The 25,957-nt window shown below is 60.6% G+C and carries 18 protein-coding genes, 1 tRNA gene and 1 pseudogene; 18 read left to right on the plus strand and 2 right to left on the minus strand.

Annotated elements, in window-relative coordinates:
- The first annotated feature begins 261 nt into the window (after positions 1 to 261).
- The 7 genes from ACP7BE_RS02825 to ACP7BE_RS02855 all read left to right on the plus strand — a co-directional run bounded on the left by ACP7BE_RS02825 (position 262) and on the right by ACP7BE_RS02855 (position 9,947).
- Complete coding sequence (locus tag ACP7BE_RS02825; protein WP_095039068.1) at positions 262 to 1,800, plus strand: MFS transporter; 1,539 nt, start codon at positions 262 to 264, stop codon at positions 1,798 to 1,800.
- Positions 1,797 to 2,861: an HlyD family secretion protein gene (locus ACP7BE_RS02830; protein ID WP_095000473.1), complete on the plus strand. Its 1,065-nt coding sequence runs from the start codon at positions 1,797 to 1,799 to the stop codon at positions 2,859 to 2,861. The genes ACP7BE_RS02825 and ACP7BE_RS02830 overlap by 4 nt, the downstream gene beginning before the upstream one ends.
- A complete protein-coding gene (locus tag ACP7BE_RS02835) occupies positions 2,858 to 4,288 on the plus strand; it encodes an efflux transporter outer membrane subunit (RefSeq protein ID WP_426104644.1) in 1,431 nt (476 codons plus the stop codon). Before ACP7BE_RS02830 ends, ACP7BE_RS02835 begins: the two co-directional genes overlap by 4 nt.
- A gap of 182 nt (positions 4,289 to 4,470) precedes the next feature.
- On the plus strand, positions 4,471 to 5,790 hold the full coding sequence (locus ACP7BE_RS02840) for an MFS transporter (RefSeq protein WP_095000471.1): 1,320 nt from the start codon (positions 4,471 to 4,473) through the stop codon (positions 5,788 to 5,790).
- Between the two features lie 84 nt (positions 5,791 to 5,874).
- Positions 5,875 to 6,369, plus strand: coding sequence for a sigma-70 family RNA polymerase sigma factor (locus ACP7BE_RS02845; RefSeq protein WP_095000470.1), 495 nt, complete (start codon positions 5,875 to 5,877; stop codon positions 6,367 to 6,369).
- A 23-nt stretch (positions 6,370 to 6,392) separates the two neighbouring features.
- Positions 6,393 to 7,370 carry a FecR family protein gene (locus tag ACP7BE_RS02850; protein ID WP_095000469.1) on the plus strand — a complete coding sequence of 326 codons (978 nt, stop codon included), beginning with the start codon at positions 6,393 to 6,395 and terminating at the stop codon, positions 7,368 to 7,370.
- A gap of 228 nt (positions 7,371 to 7,598) precedes the next feature.
- Positions 7,599 to 9,947, plus strand: coding sequence for a TonB-dependent siderophore receptor (locus ACP7BE_RS02855; protein ID WP_426105344.1), 2,349 nt, complete (start codon positions 7,599 to 7,601; stop codon positions 9,945 to 9,947).
- A gap of 50 nt (positions 9,948 to 9,997) precedes the next feature.
- On the opposite strand, the gene ACP7BE_RS02860 is transcribed toward ACP7BE_RS02855, so the two are convergent.
- Positions 9,998 to 11,149, minus strand: a complete 1,152-nt coding sequence (locus tag ACP7BE_RS02860; protein ID WP_095000468.1) for an MFS transporter — start codon at positions 11,147 to 11,149, stop codon at positions 9,998 to 10,000.
- A 146-nt stretch (positions 11,150 to 11,295) separates the two neighbouring features.
- Between ACP7BE_RS02860 and ACP7BE_RS02865 the strand changes: the two genes are divergently transcribed.
- Positions 11,296 to 11,718, plus strand: coding sequence for a RidA family protein (locus tag ACP7BE_RS02865; protein ID WP_095000467.1), 423 nt, complete (start codon positions 11,296 to 11,298; stop codon positions 11,716 to 11,718).
- A 113-nt stretch (positions 11,719 to 11,831) separates the two neighbouring features.
- Here the strand turns inward: ACP7BE_RS02865 and uvrB are convergent, their stop codons facing one another.
- Positions 11,832 to 13,847, minus strand: coding sequence for an excinuclease ABC subunit UvrB (gene uvrB, locus ACP7BE_RS02870; RefSeq protein ID WP_095020062.1), 2,016 nt, complete (start codon positions 13,845 to 13,847; stop codon positions 11,832 to 11,834).
- A 323-nt stretch (positions 13,848 to 14,170) separates the two neighbouring features.
- Between uvrB and ACP7BE_RS02875 the strand changes: the two genes are divergently transcribed.
- From ACP7BE_RS02875 to ACP7BE_RS02920, 10 genes and pseudogenes are all read left to right on the plus strand, one after another.
- Complete coding sequence (locus tag ACP7BE_RS02875) at positions 14,171 to 15,367, plus strand: amino acid aminotransferase (protein WP_095023547.1); 1,197 nt, start codon at positions 14,171 to 14,173, stop codon at positions 15,365 to 15,367.
- Positions 15,368 to 15,432: 65 nt separating this feature from the next.
- A tRNA-Asn gene (locus ACP7BE_RS02880) sits at positions 15,433 to 15,508 on the plus strand.
- 301 nt (positions 15,509 to 15,809) lie between these two features.
- On the plus strand, positions 15,810 to 16,520 hold the full coding sequence (locus tag ACP7BE_RS02885) for an HpcH/HpaI aldolase family protein (protein WP_426104649.1): 711 nt from the start codon (positions 15,810 to 15,812) through the stop codon (positions 16,518 to 16,520).
- Between the two features lie 17 nt (positions 16,521 to 16,537).
- Positions 16,538 to 18,625, plus strand: a complete 2,088-nt coding sequence (locus ACP7BE_RS02890; protein WP_426104651.1) for a TonB-dependent receptor family protein — start codon at positions 16,538 to 16,540, stop codon at positions 18,623 to 18,625.
- A gap of 74 nt (positions 18,626 to 18,699) precedes the next feature.
- Complete coding sequence (locus tag ACP7BE_RS02895; RefSeq protein WP_095000462.1) at positions 18,700 to 19,899, plus strand: ATP-grasp domain-containing protein; 1,200 nt, start codon at positions 18,700 to 18,702, stop codon at positions 19,897 to 19,899.
- A complete protein-coding gene (locus tag ACP7BE_RS02900; protein WP_426104653.1) occupies positions 19,896 to 21,677 on the plus strand; it encodes an IucA/IucC family protein in 1,782 nt (593 codons plus the stop codon). The genes ACP7BE_RS02895 and ACP7BE_RS02900 overlap by 4 nt, the downstream gene beginning before the upstream one ends.
- Complete coding sequence (locus tag ACP7BE_RS02905) at positions 21,662 to 22,804, plus strand: MFS transporter (RefSeq protein ID WP_426104655.1); 1,143 nt, start codon at positions 21,662 to 21,664, stop codon at positions 22,802 to 22,804. Before ACP7BE_RS02900 ends, ACP7BE_RS02905 begins: the two co-directional genes overlap by 16 nt.
- Positions 22,801 to 24,561: an IucA/IucC family protein gene (locus ACP7BE_RS02910; protein ID WP_426104657.1), complete on the plus strand. Its 1,761-nt coding sequence runs from the start codon at positions 22,801 to 22,803 to the stop codon at positions 24,559 to 24,561. The genes ACP7BE_RS02905 and ACP7BE_RS02910 overlap by 4 nt, the downstream gene beginning before the upstream one ends.
- Positions 24,558 to 25,742 carry a type III PLP-dependent enzyme gene (locus tag ACP7BE_RS02915; protein ID WP_426104659.1) on the plus strand — a complete coding sequence of 395 codons (1,185 nt, stop codon included), beginning with the start codon at positions 24,558 to 24,560 and terminating at the stop codon, positions 25,740 to 25,742. The genes ACP7BE_RS02910 and ACP7BE_RS02915 overlap by 4 nt, the downstream gene beginning before the upstream one ends.
- Positions 25,743 to 25,837: 95 nt before the next feature.
- Positions 25,838 to 25,945, plus strand: a pseudogene (locus tag ACP7BE_RS02920) (GNAT family N-acetyltransferase); the annotation flags it as partial.
- Positions 25,946 to 25,957: the final 12 nt, after the last annotated feature.

Raw genomic sequence — 25,957 nt, forward strand, 5'->3', positions numbered from 1 at the left:
AGCCTGCTCGCGAACGACCTTCGCGAGCAGGCTCGCTCCCACAGTTGCAGTGTTCCTGCAGCTGCCTCGTTCCTTCGGCAGCTGCTACGGGGAGGGAGTCAACATTACAATGGTTGCGTCTGACGCACTCCACAGTTAGTTATTTATCAATTTTTATAGCTATGCCGGCTGATTAAACTTTCTGTCATCTATCAAGACGACGGAGTCAGCCATGTATTGGCGGTTTGACCATGGGCGCAGTCTGGCGCCTGGAGCTGCGCTGTGACGGCGCTGGTTGCGGGTGCCGTGGCTCCCACCCCGGCCCCGGCCAGCAGTGCGGCGTTTGGCCTGCGGATTTTTACCGGTCTGCTGGGTGTTTTACTGGCCGTGCTGGTGTCGGGGTTCAACGAGAATGTCACCAAGGTGGCCATGCCCGATATCCGCGGGGCGATGGGTATTGGTTATGACGAAAGCACCTGGCTGCTGGCGGTGTATTCGGCCACGTCCATCAGTGCCATGGCCTTTGCACCGTGGTGTGCCGCCACCTTTTCCCTGCGCCGTTTTACCCTGTGTGCCATCGGCGCCTTTTTACTGTTGGGCATTCTTTGCCCTCTGGCCCCGAATGTTGATGCGCTGATGCTGCTGCGCACCTTGCAAGGCTTTGCCGGTGGGGCCTTGCCGCCGATGTTGATGTCAGTGGCGTTGCGCTTCCTGCCGCCGGGCATTCGCCTGTATGGCCTGGGCAGTTATGCGCTGACGGCCACTTTCGGGCCCAGCTTCGGCACGCCGTTATCGGCCTGGTGGGTGGAGTACGCCGGGTGGCAATGGGCGTTCTGGCAAATCATCCCCCTGGGCCTGTTGTCGATGGCCTGCGTGGCCTGGGGCTTGCCGCAAGACCCGTTGCGTCTGGAGCGTTTCAAGCAGTTTGACTGGCGCGGCCTGCTCCTGGGTTTGCCGGGGTTGATCATGCTGGTACTGGCGCTGGAGCTGGGTCAGCGCCTGAACTGGTTCGAGTCGCCGATGATCCGTTTTTTTATCGTCGCCGGCACGGCCCTGATGGTGCTGTTCTTTATCAATGAGTGGTCCCATCCGCTGCCGTTTTTCAAGCTGCAACTGCTGAAAATCCGCAATCTTGCCCATGCATTGTTGACGCTGGGCGGGGTGTTGTTTGTATTGCTGGCAGTGATCAAGATTCCGTCCAGTTACCTCGCTCAGGTGCAGGGCTATCGCCCCCTCGAAACCGCGCCGGTGATGTTGCTGGTGGCCTTGCCGCAATTGATTGCGCTGCCACTGGTCGTTGCGTTGTGCAATCTGCGCTGGGTCGATTGTCGCTGGGTGCTGGCCATTGGTCTGGGGTTGCTGGCGCTGGCCTGCGGCATCGGTTCGCAAGTTACCTCGGTGTGGAACCGGGAAAATTTTTACAGCTTGCAGGCGATACAGATCATCGCCCAGCCCATGGCAGTGATTCCTCTGCTGATGCTCGCCACCGGCGGCCTGAACCCGGCGGATGGCCCGTTTGCATCGGCCTGGTTCAACACCGTCAAAGGGTTTTCGGCGGTGGCAGCAAGCAGTGTGCTGGGGGTGCTGACGCTCAATCGCGAGCACTACCACTCAACCATGTTGCTCGATCGGCTGGGCAACTCGCCGCTGGTCAATTCCGGCACAGACCTGGCGCGTCGGGTTCACCAGCAGGCCGTGGTGCTGACCAGTTCTGATCTTTATCTGTACATGGCCGTCCTGGCGCTTTTTCTGATTGTGTTAATTCCTTTTGGCCCCACGCGGATCTACGCGCCGGGCACAGCTGCTGGAGTTGTGAAATGAGTACAACAAACGGGCGCAAGCCCTGGGTTCTGGTCGGCGCAGTCGCGTTGGCAGTGATCGTGCTGTACGGGTTGTGGCGGTTGGTCTTTGCCACGGGCACCGTGCAGAACACCAATGATGCCTTTGTCAGCGCCGATTACACCTTGATTGCGCCAAAAGTGGCGGGGTTTATCGACGAGGTGCTGGTGCAGGATAACCAGCCGGTCAAGGCCGGTCAGTTGCTGGCGCGGATCGATCCGCAGGACTACCGCGCTGCCGTGCAGGCTGCGCAAGCCAGCGTGGCGACGGCACAGGCACAACGGGTCAATGCCCTGGCGATGCTGGAACGCCAGCGTTCGTTGATCGAGCAGGCCAAGGCCACGGTCGATGCGGATCTGGCGCAGGTCGAATTTGCCGAGCATGAGTTGCAGCGTTATCAGCATCTGGCCGGGCAGGGCGCAGGCACGCTGCAGAACTCCCAGCAGGCGAAAAACCGTTCGCTCACCGCGCGTGCCGAGTTGGCACAGCACAAGGCTGCACTGGAAGCCGCTCGCCAGCAAACCCGGGTACTGGCCGCCCGGGCTACGGCCGCGCAAGCCTCGGTGCAGTATGCCGAGGCCTTACTGGCACGGGCCGATCTGGACTTGTCGCATACACAACTGCTGGCACCGTTTGACGGTGTGGTGGGGCGTCGCAGTGTGCGCCTCGGCGCTTACGTCAAACCCGGCGACACCGTGCTGGCGGTGGTGCCGCTGGCCGACGCCTATGTGGTGGCCAACTTTCTCGAGCACCAGCTCACCAACATGCAGGCAGGGCAGCGTGTGACGATCAAGGTCGACAGTTTTCCGGGGCAGACCCTGCAAGGCACCGTGGACAGCATCGCCCCGGCCACGGGGGTGACGTTCTCGGCGATTGCTCCGGATAACGCCACGGGCAACTTCACCAAAGTGGCGCAACGTATTGCGGTGAAAGTCACTCTGGATCACGGGCAGTTACTGGCCAGCCAATTGCGACTGGGGATGTCGGTGGATGCCTCCATCGACACGGCAATGGCTCACGATCAGCAGGTCAGCACTCGATGAACAAAACTGCAGTGGCCCTGGCTGTGGCCTGTTACAGCGTACTGAGCCTGAGTGGTTGCGTGGTCGGCCCGGACTTCAAGGCTCCCGTGCCCAAGTTGCCTGCGAACTGGGCGTCGGTACCCACTGAGGCGGGGCACAACCATGCGCTGCAAACAGCGGTGGACCTGCACTGGTGGGACCGTTTCGGCGACAGGCAATTGTCGGCGCTGGTGCGCGAGGCGCAGCAGCGCAACTTTGATGTGCAGCTGGCTGCAAGCCGCTTGCAGCAAAGCCTGGCTATCCGCCGTCAGATCAACGCCGACACCTTGCCCGAGTTGGGTGCAACGGCGGCTTACAGTCGGAGCCGTAACAGCCAGAAAGGTTTGAGTGACCCTTCCGGGCACAGTGGCAAGCAGGCTTTCAACCTGTGGAATGGTGGCCTTGGGGTCAGTTGGGAGGCTGACCTCTGGGGCCGGGTCAAGCGTTCGGTGGAAGCGGCTGATGCCTCGGTACAAGTGGCGGTGCAGGACCGCAACGCGGTGCAACTGTTGGTGATTGTGCAGACCGCGCAGCACTATATTCAGTTGCGCGGCACTCAGCAGGCATTGGCCGTGGTGGAGCAAAACCTGCAAATCGCCCGCCGCAGCCTGCAACTGACCCGGTTGCAGCTGCGGGAGGGCGTGGCTACGGATTTGCAGGTGTCTGAAGCTGGCGCCCAAGTGGCCGAGATCGAAGCACGTCAGGCCCCCTTGCAGCAACGCAGTGCACAGTTGATCAATGCTCTCGGCTTGCTGCTGGCCCGCGAGCCGAGAGCCTTGCAGGCGCAATTGAGCGCAGCGGCAGGGGTGCCGGCCTATGGCGCCGATGTGCCGATCGGTCTGCCCAGCGAATTGGCGCAACGGCGGCCCGATATTCGTCGTGCCGAGGCCCGATTGCATGCAGCCACTGCAGCGATCGGCATGGCCGAGGCGGACTTCTATCCGCGGATTACCCTGTCCGGCAGTATCGGTTTTCAAGCCACGCAGCTGTCGGATCTGGGCAGTTGGGGCTCGCGCAATTTTGCATTCGGCCCGGGCTTGAGCGTACCGGTGTTCGAGGGCGGGCGTTTGCAGGGGGCCTTGCAGTTGCAGGAAGGGCGCCAGCAGGAGGCGGGCATTGCCTACCAGCAAACCGTATTGCGCGCCTGGCATGAGGTGGACGATACGCTGGTGGCGTATCAGGCCAGCCAGCGCCGGCGCGACAGCCTGCAGCAGGCGGTGATGCATAGCCAGCGGGCGCTGGACAGCGTGCACCAGCAATATGCCCAGGGTACGGTGGACTTTCTCAACGTACTCACGGTGCAAAACGCGTTGCTGGCCAACGAAGCGGCGCTGGTGGACAGCACTGCGCAGGTCTCGTTGTCCCTGGTGGATGTGTTTGCGGCGCTGGGTGGGGGGTGGCAGGGCTAGCTGCTTGCAGATTCTGGTGGGAGCGGGCGCATCGACCAAGTTATCCCGGCAAACCGCAGTGACGGCATCGCAGGCAAGCCAGCTCCCGCAGGTAATGAGTGATTGCCCACAGGTTTTGCTATGCTCGCGCCTTCGACCGCAAACGCCAATATAGGCGTGCCCCGTTCATATTGAGCCTATTTATGTCTGCCGATACCCAAGCCACAACGGTGCGTTTTTCCCGTTCCGACTACAGAACCCTGGGCCTTGCTGCCCTGGGCGGGGCGCTGGAGATCTACGATTTTATCATTTTCGTGTTCTTTGCCCTGACTCTCAGCCAGCTGTTTTTTCCCCCGGACATGCCCGAATGGCTGCGTCTGCTGCAAAGCTTCGGGATTTTTGTGACCGGTTATCTGGCGCGTCCGCTGGGCGGGATTCTGATGGCGCACTTTGCCGATCACCTGGGGCGCAAACGGGTATTCAGCCTGAGCATCCTGATGATGGCGCTGCCCTGCCTGCTGATCGGCATCATGCCCACTTACGCCGAAATCGGTTACTTCGCCCCGCTGATCCTGCTGGCCCTGCGCATCCTGCAGGGCGCAGCGGTCGGTGGCGAAGTACCCAGTGCCTGGGTGTTTGTGGCCGAACATGCGCCGGCCGGTCGCCGCGGCTTTGCCCTTGGTTTTTTGCAGGCCGGGCTGACTTTTGGCTACTTGATCGGGGCCTTGACCGCCACACTGCTGGCACAGCTGTTTACCCCGGCAGAAATCCTCGATTACGCCTGGCGCTTTCCGTTCCTGCTCGGTGGCGTGTTCGGCGTGATTGGCGTGTGGTTGCGCCGTTGGCTCAGTGAAACGCCGGTGTTTCTGGCCCTGCGTGAACGTAAAGAGGGCCGGGCCGAGTTCCCCTTGCGCACAGTATTGCGCGAGCACCGGGCTTCATTGCTGCCGGCAGCGCTGCTGACCTGCGTGCTCACCAGTGCCGTTGTGGTGTTTGTGGTTATCACGCCGACCGTGATGCAGCAGCGCTTCGGCATGACTGCCAGCCATACCTTTGCGTTGAGCAGCCTGGGTATCGTATTTTTGAATATAGGCTGTGTGCTGGCCGGGTTGATCGTTGACCGTATCGGCGTATGGCGCAGCATCGCACTGTACAGTGTGCTGCTGCCGCTGGGCATTGGCGTGTTGTATGCCAGCCTGGTCGGGGAGTGGGTTTTGCCCGGCCTGGCCTATGCGTTCGCCGGCTTGACCTGCGGGATTGTCGGGGTGGTGCCGTCGGTGATGGTCGGACTGTTCCCGGCCCCGATCCGGGTTTCGGGGATTTCCTTTACCTATAATATCGCCTATGCGCTTTGGGCCAGTACCACGCCGTTGCTGCTGATCGCGCTGATGCCGTGGAGTCCCTGGGTGTGCCTGGGGTTTTGTGCGCTGATGGGGCTGGTGGGCCTGTCAACTGCATGGCGTTACGGTTTCAGCGGTGTTACAGCGGTTGAGAGGCGTTTGCTGGCCAAGGCCGAAATGTAGTGCGAAGACCTTCTGTCATCCGGGTGATTGCTGGCTCTAATAGGAAGCATTACTATTCGCGCCCCACCTGTGCAGTCCTGTGCGATGACTCAGAAAGTGCCCCGTAGAACGGGCTTCTTTGAACACTACGAAGAGTTGATCGGCACCTGGACCCGGCGCCTGCGCAATCGGCAGCAGGCGCAAGACCTGGCCCATGACACCTTTGTCCGCGTGCTTGAATCCAACCCGGATGCGGTTGAGCAGCCACGCGCCTATTTGCATCAGACTGCACGCAATATTGCGGTGGACGGTTTTCGCCGCCAGGAGTTACGCGACGCCAAGGAGCTGGCTGCCGTTCCCCCAAGTTCGTCGCAAACCGGCGATCCGGAGCAGTATATGCGCGCTATCCAGTTGGCTGAGTCGGTCGAAAGGGCTTTGCAGGAACTGCCGCTCAATTGTCGCAAGGTTTTCGTCTGGCAGAAAATCGAAGGCCTGACCCAGGCCGAGATTGCCGAACGCCTGGGGCTGTCCAGGAACATGGTGGAAAAGTATATGATCCGCACCCTGCGCCATCTGCGTGAACGGGTGGAGGCGCCGTGATGACATCGGTAAAGGATTGCAGGATGGATACACGAGACTGTACCTGTGGCAGCGCCAACGTGCGTGATGCGGCGGCCACCTGGTTTACCCGCGTGCAAGCACAAACCCTGGGTGCGTGCGAGCAGGCCGAGTTTGAAGCCTGGCGTACGCAGCATGCCAGCCATGAGGCGGAGTATCAGTGGCTGGCCAGCCTGTGGTCAGCCGCCGATCTCTTGCCCCGGGCCCGCATGCGGGCGCTGTGTGAAGTGCCGGTGGCGAAACCGACACGCCTTTCGTTACTGGCTTGCGGGCTGGCCGCAGGTATTGTGGCCGTGGCGGCGGGGGCGGGTGTATGGATGCAACTGCAGTCGTCGGCGGGTTATCACGCCGAATTTGCCACGGTGTTGGGAGAGCAGCGCACCCTTGATTTGCCTGATGGCTCGAGCATTGAACTCAATGGTCGCAGCCGTGTGCGCGTCAGCTTTGCGCGTGAGCAGCGCAATGTTGAACTGGAGCAGGGCGAAGCCATGTTCAGTGTGGCCCATGATCCGGAGCGGCCATTTGTGGTGCAGGCCGGGGCCGGCAGGGTAACGGTGACCGGTACCCGTTTTGATGTGCTGCGCGAAGCCGAGCAGACGCGGGTTGCGGTGGAATCAGGGCATGTGCGGGTCCAGGGAGGCAATCCGGATGCACAGGTCAACCTGACTGCCGGGTTGGGTACCGTGGTCGATGCCCGGGGCCATGTAGCGGCCGCGCAGGCAGTCAATACCGGGGCGCTGACGGCCTGGCGCAAGGGGCAACTGGTATTTGAAGATGCCAGTCTGGGCGAGGTGGCCGCCGAGGTCTCGCGCTATCGCGACAAGCCGCTGCACGTCAGCACCCCAGCGCTGGCGCAAATGCGGCTTTCCAGCGTATTCAAAACCGATGACACCGATGCCCTGCTCAAGGCGTTGCCGCAGATCCTCCCGGTGGCTATCAAAACCCGCGCAGATGGCAGCCAGGAGATCATTGCCAGAAAATAATTGCGCTGGGGATTCAGGTTTTTTTCGAGTTCTTCGTCTTCTTGATCAACTGCAACTGGTTTGTATTAACAGTTGCACTCAAGTGCGATCCATAGGGCAAGACTCGACGTGAAAAACAACAATCTTCGTGGGCGACTATCCTCGCTTGAAACACCCCTGAGCATTCCATCTTCTGTCGCCCGGACGCGCCTGCTACCGCTGGCGTTGGCCCTGGCGGTGAGCGCGGCAATGCCCTGTGCTTTTGCTGGCGAATCTGCGCCGGCTGTGATCCATATTCAATCTCAGCCCCTGGGCTCGGCCCTGAGCCAACTGGCGCAGCAAACGGCATTGCAAGTGTTTTTCAGCCCGCAGCTGGTGGCTGGCAAGCAGGCTCCGGCGGTGAATGGCAACCTGTCGCCAGAACAGGCGCTGGCCCGACTGCTGCAGGACAGTGGCTTGAGCTACGAGGTTGACGGTGATGCTGTAACCCTGCGTGCGGCGCCCACGGTCAGTGCTGCTGCGCCAGCGTCCGGGCCGCTGGAACTGGGGCCGGTGGATGTAAAGGTGGTCGGCAACTGGCTGAGCGATGCCAATGACGCGGTGGTGCAGAACCACCCGGGGGCGCGGACAGTGGTGCGTCGCGAAGCGTTGGTCGAGCAGGGTACGATGAACGTCAGTGATGCCCTCAAGCGTATCCCGGGTGTTCAGGTGCAGGAGTCCAACGGCACGGGCGGCAGTGATATCTCGCTGAACGTGGGGGTGCGGGGTTTGACGTCGCGTCTGTCACCGCGCTCCACCGTCCTGATTGACGGTATTCCGGCAGCGTTTGCACCCTACGGCCAGCCACAATTGTCGATGGCACCGATTTCATCGGGCAACCTGGACAGCATCGACGTGGTGCGGGGTGCCGGCTCGGTGCGCTACGGGCCGCAAAACGTGGGCGGGGTGATCAACTTTGTGACCCGGGCCATCCCCGAGACCTTCCAGGGCGAGGTCGGCACAACCCTGGAAACCTCCGAGCGTGGTGGCTGGAAACATATTGAATCGGCATTTCTCGGCGGCACGGCGGACAACGGTATCGGTGCTGCATTGCTGTATTCCGGAGTCAAGGGTGATGGCTATCGCGCGCGCAACAACGACAACGATATCGATGACGTCTTGCTCAAGACCCACTGGGCACCCACCGACCAGGATGATTTCACCCTCAATTTCCACTACTACGACGCCACCGCGGACATGCCCGGCGGCCTGACCCAAAAGCAGTTTGACGCTGACCCGTACCAGTCGCTGCGTGACTACGACAACTTTACCGGGCGACGCAAGGATGTGTCCTTCAAGTACCTGCGTCAGATCGACGACCAGACCCAGTTTGAAGTCCTGACTTATTACACCGACAGCTTCCGTGGCAGCAACATTGCAGCCCGCAATCTGCAAACCCTGGCTTCGTATCCGCGCAGTTACCACACCTTCGGTATCGAGCCGCGGGTGTCCCATGTGTTCACCCTGGGGCCGGTCACGCAGGAAGTGGGGCTGGGCTATCGCTACCTCAAAGAGGCGATGCATGAAGAGGCCAGCCAGGTGTACCTGGTCAATAACGTGCCTGTGCCGGGGCCCGGGGCAGACGGTCATGTGTATCAGGATCGCACAGGTGGCACCGAGGCCAACGCGTTCTATATCGATGACAAGATCGATGTGGGCAACTGGACGGTCACCCCGGGTATCCGCTTTGAGCGGATCAGCACCAACTGGCACGACCGCCCGGTACTGGGCAATAACGGCAAACCAGTGCAGGAAAAAAACCGCAGCATCGACAGCAGCGAAGCACTGCCGGCCCTGAGCGTGATGTATCACCTGTCGGACGCGTGGAAACTGTTTGCCAACTACGAGACCTCGTTCGGCAGCCTGCAGTACTTCCAGCTGGGCCAGGGCGGTGTCGGCGATGCGACCGCAGCGGGTTTGCGTCCTGAAAAGGCCAAGACCTATGAGCTGGGTACGCGTTACGACAATGGTGTGTGGGGCGGTGAAGTGACGCTGTTCTACATCGACTTTGCCGACGAGCTGCAATATGTGAGCAACGATGTGGGCTGGACCAATCTGGGCGCGACCAGGCACCAGGGTATCGAGACCTCGGTTCACTACGATATGTCGGCACTGGACGCACGCCTTGACGGCCTGTCGGTCAATGCGGGCTTTACCTACACCAAGGCGACGTCCGAGGGTGACATTCCCAACTTCAAAGGGCGTGATCTGCCGCTGTATTCGCGCCAGGTGGTCAACCTCGGGGCGCGTTACGTGGTCAACCGCTGGACCTACAACCTGGACATGTTTGCCCAGTCCCAGCAGCACGCGCCGGGCACTGGCGGGGTGTACATCACTGATCCGACCCCGGATGGCCAGTACGGCGATATTCCTGGGTATGCGACCTGGAGCACCCGAGTCGGTTACGACTTCGGCCCTGAAGCGTCAAACCTGAAAGTGGGAGCGGGGATCAAGAACCTGTTCAACCAGGAGTACTACACCCGCTCCAGCGACAACAACGCGGGGATTTACCTGGGCGAGCCGCGTACGTTCTTTGTGCAGGCGAGTGTGGGTTTTTAACCCAAAAGCCCCCTCTCCTGCCGGGAGAGGGCTGGGGTGAGGGACTCGCTCTAAACCCGCAAAATCCGCCCGCTGATGGCTACGGCTATCAGCATGGCGGTGATCAGCAAAAAGGCCGCGCCCAGGCTGCTGGCATGGGCGATAAAGCCGATGGCCGCAGGCCCTGCCAGAATCCCCGCATACCCCAGGGTGGTAATGGCTGGCACGGCGATATGTTCCGGCATTACGGTCTGTTTGCCCACGGCGGTGTACAGCACCGGCACGATATTCGAACACCCTGCGCCCACCAGCGCATAACCGAGCAATGCTGACTCCCAGTTCGGTGCCAGGGTTGCCAGGGCCATGCCTGCGGCGGCAAACAACCCACCCAGGACAATCACCAGTCGCGCACCCAGGCGCTTGACGATGGTATCGCCCATCAGTCGGCCCGCGGTCATGGTCAAGGCAAACGCGGCATAACCCAGCCCGGCATAGGCATCGCCAATGCCTTTCTCGGAGGTCAGGAATACGGCGCTCCAGTCGAGCATTGCGCCTTCGGCCAGGAACACGGTAAAGCACAGCAAGCCGATAAAGAGCACCACGCCGTGGGGCACGGCAAACGCCGGACCGTTGCTTTCGCTGCCATAAGGCAGCAGGTGCGGAGCAGCCTTGAGCAGGGCTGCGAGGATCAATGCAATCACCACCACAATCGCCCACAGCGGCGTCAGGCCCAGCGCCAGCAGGGCGCTGACCCCGGCCGCACCGGCAATTCCGCCGACACTGAACAGCCCATGAAAACCCGACATCATGGTGCGCCCGCTGGCACGCTCGACGATCACGGCCTGCAAGTTGACGGTGGAGTCGACGGCGCCGAGCCCAGCGCCAAACAAGAACAGTGTGGCGATCAGTAGCGGTATGGCACTGACCGTCGCCAGCAGTGGCAGCGCGAGGCAGATCAACAGCGTGCCGCCCACCAGCACCCGGCGGCAGCCATAACGGCTGGCGAGGATGCCGGCAATGGGCATCGCCAGGATTGAGCCCGCGCCCAGGCACAGCAATAACAAGCCCAAAGTGGCCTCGTCCAGTCCCGCACGGGCTTTGGCGTAGGGCACCAGTGGCGCCCAGGCGGCGAGGCCAAAACCGGCGATGAAAAAGGCAATGCGGGTCGACATTTGTTCGAGGCGCCCCGGCACAAGGGGCATTTGGGTGGTGATGGCAGTCATGGTCATCCTTGGGAAACGGCTTTGGTGCGCTGCGGCGTAACATCCTTGCATATTTGCGGCCTGTGTCGCGAGGGCGCTGGCGTACGGCTTGGCGAGAGTGGTTGAATAGCGCGCTTGCTTATCCCACTGCCACTGGTGCGTATTTTATGGACAAGAATTCTGACTCCGCAGTGCTATTGCTCAACCCCGCCGGGCTGTATGACCCTGCGCCCAACGGTTACTCCCATGTTGCCCGTGTGGCCGCGAATGTGCGGCTGGTGTACACCGCCGGCCAGGGCGGCGAGAACGCCGACAGTGAGCTGTCGACGGACTTCGCCGAGCAGGTGCGCCAGGCCTTTGCCAACCTGCAGATCGCCCTGGCAGCGGCCGATGCGCAGATCAAGGACGTGGCCAAGATCACCGTATTGATCGTGGATCACAGCCTGGAGCGCTTGCAGATTCTGGGCGCCGAAGTGAAGCGGGTATGGGGGGAGCTGCCGGCCCCGGCCTGCACCTTGATCCCGGTGCCGCGTCTGGCGCTGGATGAGATGTTATTTGAGGTCGAGGCGGTAGCGGCGGTAGCCGTCTGAGAGATTGCCCTGTGGGAGCGGGCTTGCTCGCGATAGAAACGGCGCGGTTTACCTGATACACCGCATCGATCCAATCGCGAGCAAGCCCGCTCCCACAGGGACAATGTGGGGCGTTAAACCTGCAATAACCGCTCGCGCAGTTTGCCGATTTCGTCGCGCATTTGCGCTGCCGCCTCGAACTCGAGATCGCGGGCCAGGGCGTACATTTTTTCTTCCAGTTGGCGAATGCGCTTGCTGATCTCGCTGGGCGAGCGCAGCTCGTTCTCGTACTTGGCGTTTTCTTCCGCGGCCTTGGCCATGCCTTTGCGCTTTTTGCTGCGCGAACCCGGCACCACCGCACCCTCCATGATATCCGCGACATCCTTGAACACGCCTTTGGGCGTAATGCCGTTGGCGAGGTTGAAAGCGATCTGTTTCTCGCGCCGGCGTTCGGTCTCGCCAATGGCGCGTTCCATCGAGCCGGTGATGCGATCAGCGTACAGAATCGCCCGGCCATTGAGGTTACGCGCCGCCCGGCCAATGGTCTGGATCAACGAGCGTTCGGAGCGCAGGAAGCCCTCCTTGTCGGCGTCCAGGATCGCCACCAGCGACACCTCGGGCATGTCCAGCCCTTCACGCAGCAGGTTGATCCCCACCAGCACGTCAAATACGCCCAGGCGCAGATCGCGGATGATTTCGACGCGCTCCACGGTGTCGATATCCGAGTGCAGATAGCGTACCCGCACGCCATGGTCGGCCAGGTAATCGGTGAGGTCTTCGGACATGCGTTTGGTCAGGGTGGTGACCAGCACACGCTCTTCCAGCGCCACGCGCTTGGCAATCTCGGAGAGCAAATCGTCGACCTGGGTGAGGGCCGGACGCACTTCGATCTGCGGATCGACCAGGCCGGTGGGGCGCACCACCTGCTCGACCACGCGGCCCGAATGCTCGGCTTCGTAGTTGCCGGGGGTGGCGGAAACAAAAATGGTCTGCGGGCTGATGCGTTCCCATTCGTCAAAACGCATCGGCCGGTTGTCCAGTGCCGAGGGCAGGCGGAAGCCATATTCCACCAGGGTCTCTTTACGCGAACGGTCGCCTTTGTACATGGCGCCCACTTGCGGCACGCTGACGTGAGACTCGTCGATCACCAGCAGCGCGTCGGCCGGCAGGTAGTCGAACAGGGTCGGTGGCGGGGCCCCGGACTCGCGGCCCGAAAGGTAGCGCGAGTAGTTTTCGATGCCGTTGCAGTAACCCAGCTCCATGATCATTTCCAGATCGAAGCGGGTGCGCTGTTCCAGGCGCTGGGCCTCGACCAGCTTGTTGTTGGACCGCAGGTATTCGAGCCGCTCCTTGAGTTCTTCCTTGATCCCTTCCACGGCGTCGAGCAGGGTTTCGCGCGGTGTCACATAGTGGCTCTTGGGGTAGAAGGTAAAGCGCGGCATCTTGCGGATGACTTCGCCGGTCAGCGGGTCAAAGGCACTGATGCTTTCGACTTCATCATCGAACAGTTCGATGCGCACCGCCTCCAGATCCGATTCGGCAGGATAGATGTCGATCACATCGCCGCGCACGCGGAAGGTGGCGCGGGCAAAGTCCATATCGTTGCGGGTGTATTGCAGATCGGCCAGGCGGCGCAGCAACTCGCGCTGGTCGAGCTTGTCGCCACGGTCGACGTGCAACACCATCTTCAGATAGGTCTCGGGGCTGCCCAGGCCATAAATGCACGACACCGTGGTAACGATGATCGCGTCCTTGCGCTCCAGCAGGGCCTTGGTTGCGGACAGGCGCATCTGCTCGATATGGTCGTTGATCGAGGCATCCTTCTCGATAAAGGTATCGGAGGAGGGCACGTACGCTTCGGGCTGGTAGTAGTCATAGTACGAGACGAAGTACTCCACCGCGTTGTTCGGGAAGAATGACTTGAACTCGCCGTACAGCTGGGCAGCCAGGGTTTTATTGGGCGCCAGCACCAGGGTGGGGCGGTTCACATGGGCGATCACGTTGGCAATGCTGAACGTCTTGCCCGAACCGGTTACCCCGAGCAGGGTCTGGTGCGACAGGCCGGCTTCGATGCCTTCAATCATCTGGCGAATGGCTTCGGGTTGATCGCCTGCGGGCTTGAAGCGGGTAACAAGCTGAAAATCGGGCATGAAGGACCTCAGGGTTTGCTTCTATAAAAGCAGTAGCCTTTATAAGTGCATGCGACTCAGGCCGCAGGAAAAAACAGGATACGGCTAAATATGGAGGTCATGTCCGACTGTTTCAAGGTACAGCTCTGATACGGGCATATCGGCAAAGATTGCAATTAGACCAGTGGCCTGAAAATAAACTCAAATACTTGGGTAAAACCGGCAATAGGCTGTTGCCCGAATCCTGATCGGGCTTATACTTGCTCCCCGTTTGTGCACCGCTCTAGTGCAATCGGCTGGAGCGTTGTCACCCCCTCCATTCCCCATTCAGAGCCGCCGTAATAATGAGCCTGTTCTCCGCTGTCGAAATGGCACCACGCGATCCTATCCTGGGCCTCAACGAAGCATTCAACGCCGATACCCGTACCAGCAAAGTGAACCTGGGGGTTGGTGTTTACTGCAACGAAGAGGGACGAATTCCGCTCTTGCGTGCCGTTGTCGAAGCCGAAACGATCCGGGTTGCCCAGCACGCGTCGCGCGGTTATTTGCCGATCGATGGTATTGCCGCCTACGACCAGGCCGTGCAAAAGCTGTTGTTCGGTGCCGAGTCGCCGTTGCTGGCAGCTGGCCGGGTGATCACCACTCAAGCCGTTGGCGGTACGGGCGCGCTGAAAATCGGTGCTGACTTCCTTAAGCAACTGCAGCCAGGCGCAGTAGTCGCGATCAGCGATCCAAGCTGGGAAAACCACCGTGCACTGTTTGAAGCCGCCGGTTTTCCGGTGCAGAACTACCGTTACTACGACGCCGCCAGCCATGACGTCAACCGTTCCGGCATGCTCGAAGATCTGAATGCCTTGCCCGCCGGCTCCATTGTTGTGCTGCACGCTTGCTGCCACAACCCGACCGGTGTCGACCTGACCCCGGCCGACTGGCAGAACGTGCTGGACGTGGTCAAGGCCAAAGGCCTGATCCCGTTCCTGGACATGGCCTACCAGGGTTTTGGCGACGGCATCGACGAAGACGCAGCAGCAGTACGCCTGTTCGCCGGCTCGGGCCTGAGCTTCTTTGTTTCCAGCTCGTTCTCCAAGTCGTTTTCTCTGTACGGCGAGCGTGTCGGTGCACTGTCGATCATCACCGAATCGAAGGAAGAGAGCGCCCGTGTGCTGTCCCAGGTCAAGCGCGTGATCCGTACCAACTACTCCAACCCGCCGACTCACGGTGCAACCATTGCTGCAGCCGTGCTTAACAGCCCTGAGCTGCGTGCGATGTGGGAAGACGAGCTGGCAGAAATGCGCCTGCGCATTCGTGGCATGCGTCTGCAAATGGTTGAGCTGCTGTCGAAAAAGGCTCCTGGGCATGACTTCAGCTTTGTTGCACGTCAGCGTGGCATGTTCTCGTACTCCGGTCTGACCGTTGAACAAGTAACGCGTCTGCGTACCGAATTCGGTATTTATGCCCTTGATACCGGCCGAATCTGCGTGGCTTCTTTGAACCAGCGCAACATTGAGGCGGTAACCGACGCCATTGTCCAGGTCATCTGAATAATGCAGGGAGAAGTCAGCAAAAGTGTTGACTTCTCTTTTTATATCAGTAAGATAGACGCCATTCCGCGATAGCTCAGTTGGTAGAGCAAATGACTGTTAATCATTGGGTCCCTGGTTCGAGTCCAGGTCGTGGAGCCAGATAGTAAAAAAGCCGCTAGCGATAGCGGCTTTTTTTTGCCTGAAATTTGGCAAGGTACAGATTCTCCCTCCTGGACCTCGACCTCAGCAAAACAATGGCTTATGGCCATTTTCCTACAACCTGAAACGTTTTTTTTAAGATGTTCGTCACGAATATCGCTATTCGATAATAAAAATCGTTTACCTATATCTGAGAATGATTATTATTGGCGCCAGTGCTGCCTCGCTAAAAGGACCTGTGTCAGTGATAAAAACTTCTCCGGTTTTTTCCCGGCTACAAGACGGGAAAGTTGTTTACGGCATGCTCAACTCCCTACCTTCACCCATGCTTTGCGAGATGCTCGCGTTTGCCGGCTACGACTTTGTAATTCTTGATCTGGAGCACTTGCTGCGCTCCGAAGAAGACATCATGCATTGCGTTCGGGCGTGTGAGGCCGCAGGTATTTCGCCCTGGCTGCGCATGGCGCAAGTGGACGAGAAACTGATCGGCAGGGCGCTGGACGCCGGTATCGAAGCCATCGTGCTGTCACGCACTGAAAGCGTCGCCCAGGTCCGGCGCGCCATTGAGGCGGCCTTTTTTCCGCCCCTGGGCAAGCGCGGCATGACCGGTGGGCGCATCACCGGCTTCGGTCGCCTGCCACTGCCCGAATACATCGATCTGGCCAACCGCCAGACCCCCATTATTCCCATGATCGAAAGCCGCGCCGGTGTTGACGCGCTGGGCGACATCCTGCAACTGGACGGGGTCGGCATGATCATGGAAGGCGCCCTGGACCTGGCCCTCGATCTTGGCCTGGGGCCTGATCCTCTCAATCCTCGGGTCTGGCAAACCCTGCAAGGCATGGCCGACGCCTGTCTTGGCGACGGCGTCGCTTTTTGCGCCAACCCCCGCACCGTCGAACAGAACGCGCTATGGCGCGCCCGCGGCGTGCGCAGTTTTCTGGCCGGTGAAGACCGTGGCTTGCTGCATAACGCACTCAAAGCCCGCCTGCATTCTCTCCAACAGCAATAATGAGTCGACGTAGTCCAATGAAAACAATATCCCTACACTTTTCACTGAGCCTCATGACACTGGGTATTTGCCAGGCTGCCATGGCCGCCGATCAACAAACCCCCGGCCACAGCGTTGAGCTGGCGCCCATGACGATTGAGGGCGATGTACTGGGTGCCGCCAGCGATCAGGAAGTGCGTACCTATGCCGGGAGTCGCAGCGTCATCGATTCCAGCGACCTGAAAAAAGCCAGCACCCGTGGCCTGGATGATGCGCTGCAACGGGTTCCGGGTATCAAGATTTTCGACGAGACCGGCACCGGTGCGCTGCCCCAGATTTCGGTACGCGGCCTGTACGAGAGCCGCAGCGGACGCATCCAGGCCTTGTCGGATGGCATCCCGCTCGCGTTGGCACCCTACGGCCAGACCGGCCTGTCGCTGTTCCCAATGACCATGGCCACGGTCGACCGGGTTGATATCGTGCGCGGGGGCGCAGCGGTGCAATACGGACCAAACAACGTCGGCGGGGTGATCAACTTCATCAGCAAGCCGATTCCCCGCGAATGGGAAACCACCCTGCAGGAGAAAACCACGTTCAATGCTGGCGGGCGCCAGTTGTGGGATACCTATCTGGGCACCGGCGGTTACCTGACCGACAACTTCGGGCTGCAACTGGACATCAATACCCTGAGCGGCGAATACGGGCGCGAACACTCTGATACCGATGTGCAGAACTACCGCCTGCGCGGCCAATGGAACATCGATGATGACCGGGATCTGAGTTTCGGCGTTCAGCATTACAAGGCCGACATGGACCTGGCCGGAGCCCTCAGCGTCAAGGACTACAAGGACGACCCGCGCCAGTCAACGCGCCCGCTGGACCGCTTCGAGGGTGACACGGATCGTGTGTGGGGCACTTACACCCAGCGTCTTGGCGCCATGGGGCCGTTCGATTCGGTGGAGTTCAGCTGGACCAACTTTGCCCACAACAGCTACCGCAATTTCGTCGTAGGCCTGCCGTTCACTCCGGACGGTACGGCCGTGACCAAGCAGGACGGCCCGCGTGACTTCAAGGTTTGGGGTTCGGAGCCGCGCATCAGCGCCACCATCGATGGCGACACCGTCGGCCAGACCTGGCTACTCGGTGCCCGCTATGTCAGCGAAGACATCAGTTACAAGGTCAACCGGCAGAGTCTGGCTACGGGTGTGACTGCACCGTTTCGCGACTGGAAATTCGATGACAGCGCCCGTGCCTTCTACATCAGCAACGCCATCAGCCTGCTTGATCATCGCCTGACCATCACCCCCGGCGCGCGCTATGAAAACGCGCGCATGAACTACAGCGATGGCATCACCGGGTTCGAGCGCGAGAACAAGTCTGAAGAATGGCTGCCGGGCCTGACCGTGGGTTACCAGGCCAACGACGCCTGGTATGTCTATGCCAACGCGCAGAAGTCCCTGCGTCCACCTCAGGTTACGCAGATCGTCAAGGAAGGCGCGGTCGGTGCCGAGCTGGCCTGGAACTACGAGACCGGTGTGCGTTACACCCCGTGGGAGGGCATGCGTGTCGACTTCAACCTGTACCGCATCGACTTTGATGACCAGATTGTCTACAACGCTACCACCGACCGTTTCGACAACCTTGGCAGCACACGTCATCAGGGTTTCGAGACCGATATTTTCTGGACCCCGCAGGCCATGCGTGATCTGGACCTGCATGCCGGTTATGCCTACCTCGATGCCAAACAACGCAACGGCACTTACAAAGACAACGAAGTGCCGTACTCCTCGCGAAACCAGTTTATGGTGGATGCCCGCTACCGTTTTGCCGAGCACTGGACCTACAACCTCGACGGTCTTTACATCAGCAAGGCCTACACCGACGCTGCCAATACCCGCGAAGAAAACGCCTCTGCCAGCGTGGGTGAACTGCCTTCTTACTGGGTGTGGAACACGGCTATCGAACGTGAGTTCCCGCTGGCCGACAAGAGCATTCTGACCGCCTCGGCGGGCATCAGTAACCTGTTCAACCGCGAATACTATTTCCGAGGTATCGACACCAGCCCTTGGGGTCGTCAACCCGCGCCAGAGCGTTCGCTCACCTTAGGCGTCAATTACCGCTTCTAAACCGCGCACACGCGCTTTTGTAAATCAGTTGCCCATCCTGCGGGACGGGCAACTGTTGCCCCCAGGAAAGTGCCATGCAACGTCCATTCGTCATCCTTGCTCACGTCGCACACCCAGCCATTCTCGAGGGCTTTATGCCAGCCGCGCAGCAGCGCGGGCTGCCAATTGTGCTGATCACCGATCATGCTCAGGAACATCGTCGCCTGCTTGCCGGCTCGTCTCTTTCGCCGGACCGGCTGCAGGTGATCGAATGTGATGTATTCAACCCGCTGGCGGTCATCGAAACCCTCAATGGCCAGGGTTTGCGCCCGGTTGCCGTATTTTCCAACAGCGATCACCTGCAAACCGCGACAGCAGTCGTGGCGGAGGCGTTCGAGTGCCCCGGCAAGAACTGGCGGTTGTGCCATGCCGCCAAGAACAAGGCCGCCATGCGTGAGCGCATGCAGCGTCTGGGTCTGCCCGGGCCGTGGTTCCAGGTGCTTGCCTCGGGCTGCGCGTTGCCTGCTGATGCGCCATGGCCAGTGGTGGCCAAGCCCCGTGAAGGGGTGGCCAGCCTGGACGTGCGCTTGTGTCACAACGCCGCTGAACTGAGTGCTTACTGTGAACGGTTCTGGGAGCAGCAACCGGACCGTGCACTGCTGCTGGAGGCTTACCTGGAAGGGCCACTGTTCACCCTTGAGACCCTCGGTGACGGTCGTAGCCTGCAAGCCATTGGCGGCTTTGACGTAAGCCTTTCTGCGCCGCCCCATTTTGTCGAACTCGCTGCCCGCTGGAATGGCCCGCTAAGCAGCGCACAGCGTACCGCGGCGCTGGCGCAAGTGGCGGCATTCGGGGTCAATTTTGGCGTTTGTCACAGCGAATTCATCCTCACCGCACAAGGCCCGGTGCTGGTCGAGATCAACTATCGCAGTATCGGTGACGGCCGCGAGTTTTTGCTGGACCGGCTGCTGCCACAGGGCTGGTTTGACCGAATCGTTGCCCTGCATCTGGGGCAGGCGCTGGTCGACGCACAACCGGCTCGGGCCCAGGCAACCGTGCACTATCTGGTGGCCGAGCGTTCGGGGCGGCTGGATCAGGCCAGTGCCAGTTTCAATGTCGAATCCGCAGACCACTGGTGCGATTACCGGGCGCTGCAACATCCCGGCGACACGGTGACCATCAGCCACTCCAACAAGGACTACGTCGGTGTATTGCGCCTGATTGCCCCGGATGACGTGAGCCTGGATGCGCAATTGCATTCGACCCTCAACGACCTGAAATGGGTGGTGGCATGAACCTGCAACCAGAAGCTGCCGATCAGGCCTACATCACCCGCCGCATCATCGATTGCTGCCTGCGTGAAGATATCCGCGGAGTTGTCAGTCAGGGCCGGATCTGTCCGCTGCCCGAGGCGTTGCATCAGCTGCTTGCGCATCAATCCAGCGGCATCTGGCTGCGGATCACCGATCTGGCGGCTGACGAGTTGTGGCTGCCAGTGGTCAAGGCGTATCCGTTGCAGGATTGGAGTGTTACCGGCGATGCCTGGATCCGGGTATCGCGACAGCACCCGCCTGAGGTCCAGCGTGGCTACTCGCTCTGGCTTGGCCACCTGAGCCAGGGGCTCGACGCTGAAAGCCTGGGGTTGTTCGAGGCGTATCTGAAAGAGGCCGATTGCGCCACGCAACACCGGACCCTGTGCAAGCAGGCCGGTCAACGCAATGCCGCCGCGCTCGGCGATGTGATCGGGCTCCAGCACTGGTCGCAGCGCCTGTTGAAGATTGATCAGCTGGCCAGCTATCTGGACCACCCGTACTACCCGACTGCACGGGCCAAAAGCGGCTTCGATGACGCAGCCCTTGAACGCTATGCGCCGGAGTTTGCACCGCGTTTCAAACTCAACTGGCTGGCGATCCCCAAGCAGGCCATGACCCTCACCAGTGTGCAGCCGCCGCACTGGCCGGGTTTCGAGGAGGTAGGCTTGCCAGGCACTTTGCACAACAGCCACTCACTGCTGCCGGTGCATCCGTTGACCTGGGCTGTGCTTGAACAGTATGGCTTGCCTGAGGGCGCACTCAAGGCGCCACACACGGCCATGCAGGTTGAGCCGACGCTGTCCGTGCGTACGGTGGTGTGCATTGATCAGCCCCATTGGCATATCAAATTACCGTTGCTGGTCACTACCCTGGGGGCGCGCAATCTGCGTCTGATCAAACCGACCACCCTGTACGACGGCCACTGGTTTGAAACCACCTTGCAGGCGCTCGCCAGGCGAGATCCGGAGTTGGGATCACGCTATTTGCACGTAGATGAACAACACGGCGGTCATGTCGCCCAAAGCCGTCATCTGGCCTATATCGTGCGCCGCTATCCGGCGGGGCTGGAGCACACCACACTGGTGCCGGTGGCTGCACTGGCCAGCCCTCTTGCGGGTGGGCGCCTGTTCCTCGAACAGCTGGTCGAGGGTTTTTATGCCGGCTCCCTGCAACACTGGCTCGACGACTACCTTGACCTGTTACTGCAGGTTCATCTACGGCTGTGGCTGCGATACGGCATCGCGCTTGAGGCCAACCAGCAGAACGCCGTGCTGATATTCGAACACGGCCGGCCAATGCGCCTGTTGATGAAGGACAACGACGCCGCGCGCCTTTGGCCGCAACGTTTCGCTGCAGCTTGTGCGGATCTGGCCGGGCTGCCAGCCGCCTTGCAGGATGAGCGCATTCGTGTCAACAGCAGTCAGCCTTTGGCCGAGATGTTCTGCACCATCACCCTGCAACTGAATATCGTCGCTATTTTGCAGGCCATTGCGGCAGCGGGGCTGGCGCCTCAAGCCAGCCTGTACGACACACTGCGCCGGGGCTTGAGCGGTTGTCTGCAGCAACTCGAAGCCGAAGGCATCAACTGTGACGACGCACGCCGCTGGTTGCTCGACAGCCCAAGGTTGCCGGTCAAGTACCTGCTCAGCGCCGGCAGCCTGTTCAGCAAGGCGCATTCCGGTGCCAGTGATATCAACAAGTTCTATGGCTACAGCGCGGCGAATTTCCTGCTGGAGGAGGTGCCATGCAGCGCCGTTTAATCGCCAGCGTCTTGTTGGGGCATTACCTGTCGGCCTTTACGGCGCTGGGGATTCCGCTCTATCTACCGCGCATCCTGGGCGACCTCGCGCCCGGCACGCCGGGATGGGCCATCGGCGTGCTGTTTGTCCTGCCAACCCTGTGCACCGCCCTGGCCGCGCCAGTATGGGGGCGCTGGGCCGATCGCAACGGTTGTCGTCTGTCGTTGCTGCGCGCCCATGCCGGGTTGTTCGCGGGTTTTCTGCTGGCAGGCTTGAGCCCCAATCTGACCGTGTTCGTGCTGGCATTGGTTATCCAGGGCACCTTCGGCGGAGCAATGGCGGCCTCCAACGCCTACCTGTCGACCCAGCTCAAGGGCTCCGGGCTGTCCCGCGCCCTGAACTGGACTCAGTATTCGGCACGGCTGGCAATGATCAGCGGCCCGATCCTGCTGGGGCTGCTGACCTCCCGGGGCTTGGGCATCAACCTTTACAGCTGGCTGGCGTGGTTGCCGCTGCTGGCTTTTGTTCTGGTGTTGGCACTGCCCAACGACAAGCCCGGGCATGCCCTGGACAGCAAACAAAAACCGCCGCCAGGCCAACTGCCAGCCGACATGGCGCGCCTGCTGGCGGTGCAGTTTCTGTTCAGCTTCGCCATGGTGGTCACCTTTCCCTACTTCATGCCATACGGTGAACAATTGGGGATAGGTAACGACACCTTGATCGGTGTGCTCTACAGCCTGCCGCATTTGGTTTATCTGCTGGCCTTGCCCTGGGTCCACAAGTATCAGGGCAACGTCCTGTTGCCGGGGCTGGCGCTGCTGGCGATCAGCAATGCGCTGCAATTCTGGAGCGTGCAGGCAGAGCCGTTGTTCGCCCTGCGTCTGCTCAGTGGCGCGGGCATGCTGCTCAGCTTTGTCGGGCTGCACCGCTGCCTTAGTCAGCGCAGCCGGCAAGGCAGTGCAGGGCGCCTGTTCGGCTGGTTTGACTCCAGCGGCAAATGGGCCGGTACCGCTGCCGGTGTTACGGCTGCTCTGGTCACTCAGACCTGCGGTATTGCATCCCCCTTTCTGGTTGCCTGCCTGGCTGCCATGGCCGCCATGATGATGGCGCGCCCTCTAATGATCACTTCCCGGGAGATTCCGGCATGACGTTCGTTCCCAATACCTTGTCCCTGAATGACCATGCCCTTGATGGTGAAGCCCAGCGCCATGCCATCGAGTGCCTGCTCAATTGCTATTTGCGCGAATATGCATTGCCGCGCAACGAAGCCGATCTGAACTACCAGGCACAGGATGTGCCGATGAGCCTGCGTCAGGCCGGCGCTCGTTGCATCAGCATCAGCCTGCCGGGCGGCCGTTTGGTGGTGCGCATCGACAGCGCCAGCCTGCTGGGCCGCTGTCATTACATCGGCGCGCCTTATTTCAAGGGCAACCAGCAGGGCTGGCGGCCACTGGAGGCCCGGGAACTGGCCAGCCTTCTGTGTACGCCACTGAGCGGTGCCGGGCGTGTCGGCGAGATGCTGCAACAGTTCGCCAACAGCCTGCAGATCACCCGGGCCTTCCTGCGTCATTCTCGTCCGGCCAACGAAGCTGCCGACAGCCTGCTGGCATCCGAGCAGCATCAGCTCTGGGGGCATGCCCTGCACCCGACACCGAAAAGCCGCGAGGGTATTTCCCAGAACGATTTGCTGGCCTGCTCGCCTGAGGTCGGGGCGTGTTTTCAGTTGCACTGGTTCAAGATCGACCCGGCGCTGTTTCGCCATCAGGGTGAGGACCCGCGCAGTACCCTGCAGCAACTGTCGGGGCGCGACGACGCCTATCCGTGTCACCCCTGGGAAGTCGCCCGCATACTGGCCGATCCGCTGGTGCAGCGGGCGCAACAGCAGGGTCTGATCGAATACCTCGGCCCTCTGGGTCAGGCCATGTTCCCGACCTCGTCGGTGCGCACGCTCTACCACCCGCAACTGGCTTATTTCATGAAGTTCTCGATGCATGTGCGGCTGACCAACTGCGTACGCAAGAATGCCTGGTATGAGCTGGACAGTGCCGTGGCCCTGACTCATCTGCTCCGGCCGGTCATGAGCGAGCTGGCAATCCGGCAGCCGGGCTTTTTGCTGATGCCCGAGCCCGCAGCCTCCAGCCTTGATCTCGGTGCTTTGGGTACGCTGGAGCAGGCCCGCGAAGTCACCGAATGCTTCGGTATCGTTTACCGGGAAAACCTGTCCATGGCCGATCGCGGGGCGTATCAGCCGCAGGTGGCAATGGCGCTGTTTACCTGGGACTTGCAAGGTCGCAGTGTCTGTCGTCACCAGGTTCGACGTTATGCCGACATCACCGGCCTGGGCATTGAGCAGGCCACGCTCAACTGGCTGGATGCCTATGCCGCGAAAATGCTCGGCGGCGTGCTGCACTGCCTGTTCCGTCAGGGGGTGGCGCTGGAGCCGCATTTACAAAACACGGTTGTCGGCTTTGCTCAGGACGGCTTGCCGAACCGGGTGTGGATCCGCGATCTGGAGGGCACCAAGCTGGTTCCTGAAATCTGGCCGGCAGAGCGCTTGAGCGCGCTCGACGAGCGTACCCGCAACTCGGTGTACTACAGCGCGCAAAAGGCCTGGCAGCGGGTGGCTTACTGTGCGCTGGTGAATAATCTGGGCGAGGCGATTTTTCATCTGGCCAATGGTAGCGATGCTCTGGAACAACAGTTGTGGACGCGCACCGGCGAGCTGTTGCACGAACAGTGCGCGCTTCTTGGCCATCCGCAGCAGCTGCGCGAGTTGTGCGCCGGTGCGCCATTCCCCGGCAAGGAAAACTTTATGACCCGTCTGATGATGCGCGCCGATCGCGAAGCAGGTTACACCCAGCTGCCCAGCCCGTTGGCGTTTATTGCAAAGAGTAAGTGCGCATGACTCTTCCTGTCGCTGTCACCCGCTGTATCGATCAGCTCAAGGCTGAGCACGAGGGGCCATTGTGTGCCTATGTCTACGACTTGCCTGCCCTTGAACAGCATATAAAGGTAATGCGCGAGGTGCTGCCCGATAACTGCGAATTGTTCTATGCCGCCAAGGCCAACCCGGAGGCGCGGGTGTTGAAAACCCTTGCACCGTGGGTAGACGGTTTCGAAGCGGCCTCGGGCGGGGAGCTGACCTGGCTGCATGAGCAGTGCCCCGACGAGCCACTGATCTTTGGCGGCCCGGGCAAGCTTGATCGTGAACTGGATATCGCCATGCAGTACAGCATCTCGGCGTTTCATGTAGAGAGCGTGACCGAGCTTCGCAGTCTGGCGCGCATCGCTCGCCAGCGTGGCGTGAGGGCTGCGCTGATGTTGCGCTTGAACCTCAAGCTGACGCAGGCACCGCAGAGCAGGCTGGTCATGGGCGGCAAGCCCACGCCGTTCGGGCTGGACGAGCAGGGGCTGGCAAGTGCACTGCAATTGTTGCGCGAAGAGCCGTCTCTGGAGCTCAAGGGGCTGCACTTTCATATGCTGTCACACCAGCTGGATGTCGATGCGCACCTTGAGTTGATACGCAGCTACTTCCTGACTTTCCGCCAGTTGTGTGTCGACCACGACCTGCAACTGCCCGTGCTGAATGTCGGAGGCGGCATGGGCATCAACTACCAGAACCCGGCGCAGTCGTTCGACTGGCCAAGGTTTTGTCAGGGGCTCAAGGGGCTGGTTGATGAGTTCGGCATGGGCGCGACCCGAATCCGCTTCGAAATTGGTCGCTTTATCAGCGCAGCCTGCGGCTATTACGTCATGCAGGTGCTGGATATCAAAAGCAGCCACGGCGAGTTTTTTGCCATTGGTCGAGGCGGCACTCATCATTTCCGCACGCCTGCAGCGCAAGACCATAACCATCCGTTCACGGTTATGCGGGGCACAAATCCCCCGCAGATAAGCGGTCAGGACGTCACCTTGGTAGGCCAGTTGTGCACGCCCAAGGATGTGCTGGCCAGGCAGCAGCCTGTTGCGCAACTGGCGATTGGTGACCTGCTGGTGTTTAGCCTGGCGGGTGCCTATGCCTGGAATATCTCGCACCAGAACTTCCTGATGCACGAACCGCCTCTGAAGGTGTTTATCGACGGGTGATGCCATGGAGTTGCCAGCCAGGGTGCCGGCAACTCCATCCTTGGCAATCAGCCATCCACGCTGGATGCTGGCTGACACGCTGATTCCTGGTATGCATCGAACTCTATAAAGAGCTCGGTTATCAGGAAACCCACAGGGCCACGCAATACGGCTTTGCCCGGGTTTTCATGCGCAAGCTGCTTCAAGCCCAAGCCGGATACTGAACAGCCCATAAT

Source organism: Pseudomonas sp. TWR1-1-3 (assembly GCF_049896805.1).
GTDB lineage: Bacteria > Pseudomonadota > Gammaproteobacteria > Pseudomonadales > Pseudomonadaceae > Aquipseudomonas > Aquipseudomonas bubulae.

What these genes read in the sequence shown, in the direction of transcription:
- ACP7BE_RS02830 (WP_095000473.1), top strand. Translation starts at nt 1,797, where the DNA reads ATGAGTACAACAAACGGGCGCAAGCCCTGGGTTCTGGTCGGCGCAGTC.
- ACP7BE_RS02835 (WP_426104644.1), top strand. Translation starts at nt 2,858, where the DNA reads ATGAACAAAACTGCAGTGGCCCTGGCTGTGGCCTGTTACAGCGTACTG.
- ACP7BE_RS02840 (WP_095000471.1), top strand. Translation starts at nt 4,471, where the DNA reads ATGTCTGCCGATACCCAAGCCACAACGGTGCGTTTTTCCCGTTCCGAC.
- ACP7BE_RS02845 (WP_095000470.1), top strand. Translation starts at nt 5,875, where the DNA reads ATGACTCAGAAAGTGCCCCGTAGAACGGGCTTCTTTGAACACTACGAA.
- ACP7BE_RS02850 (WP_095000469.1), top strand. Translation starts at nt 6,393, where the DNA reads ATGGATACACGAGACTGTACCTGTGGCAGCGCCAACGTGCGTGATGCG.
- ACP7BE_RS02855 (WP_426105344.1), top strand. Translation starts at nt 7,599, where the DNA reads ATGCCCTGTGCTTTTGCTGGCGAATCTGCGCCGGCTGTGATCCATATT.
- ACP7BE_RS02860 (WP_095000468.1), bottom strand. Translation starts at nt 11,149, where the DNA reads ATGACTGCCATCACCACCCAAATGCCCCTTGTGCCGGGGCGCCTCGAA.
- ACP7BE_RS02865 (WP_095000467.1), top strand. Translation starts at nt 11,296, where the DNA reads ATGGACAAGAATTCTGACTCCGCAGTGCTATTGCTCAACCCCGCCGGG.
- uvrB (WP_095020062.1), bottom strand. Translation starts at nt 13,847, where the DNA reads ATGCCCGATTTTCAGCTTGTTACCCGCTTCAAGCCCGCAGGCGATCAA.
- ACP7BE_RS02875 (WP_095023547.1), top strand. Translation starts at nt 14,171, where the DNA reads ATGAGCCTGTTCTCCGCTGTCGAAATGGCACCACGCGATCCTATCCTG.
- ACP7BE_RS02885 (WP_426104649.1), top strand. Translation starts at nt 15,810, where the DNA reads ATGCTCAACTCCCTACCTTCACCCATGCTTTGCGAGATGCTCGCGTTT.
- ACP7BE_RS02890 (WP_426104651.1), top strand. Translation starts at nt 16,538, where the DNA reads ATGAAAACAATATCCCTACACTTTTCACTGAGCCTCATGACACTGGGT.
- ACP7BE_RS02895 (WP_095000462.1), top strand. Translation starts at nt 18,700, where the DNA reads ATGCAACGTCCATTCGTCATCCTTGCTCACGTCGCACACCCAGCCATT.
- ACP7BE_RS02900 (WP_426104653.1), top strand. Translation starts at nt 19,896, where the DNA reads ATGAACCTGCAACCAGAAGCTGCCGATCAGGCCTACATCACCCGCCGC.
- ACP7BE_RS02905 (WP_426104655.1), top strand. Translation starts at nt 21,662, where the DNA reads ATGCAGCGCCGTTTAATCGCCAGCGTCTTGTTGGGGCATTACCTGTCG.
- ACP7BE_RS02910 (WP_426104657.1), top strand. Translation starts at nt 22,801, where the DNA reads ATGACGTTCGTTCCCAATACCTTGTCCCTGAATGACCATGCCCTTGAT.
- ACP7BE_RS02915 (WP_426104659.1), top strand. Translation starts at nt 24,558, where the DNA reads ATGACTCTTCCTGTCGCTGTCACCCGCTGTATCGATCAGCTCAAGGCT.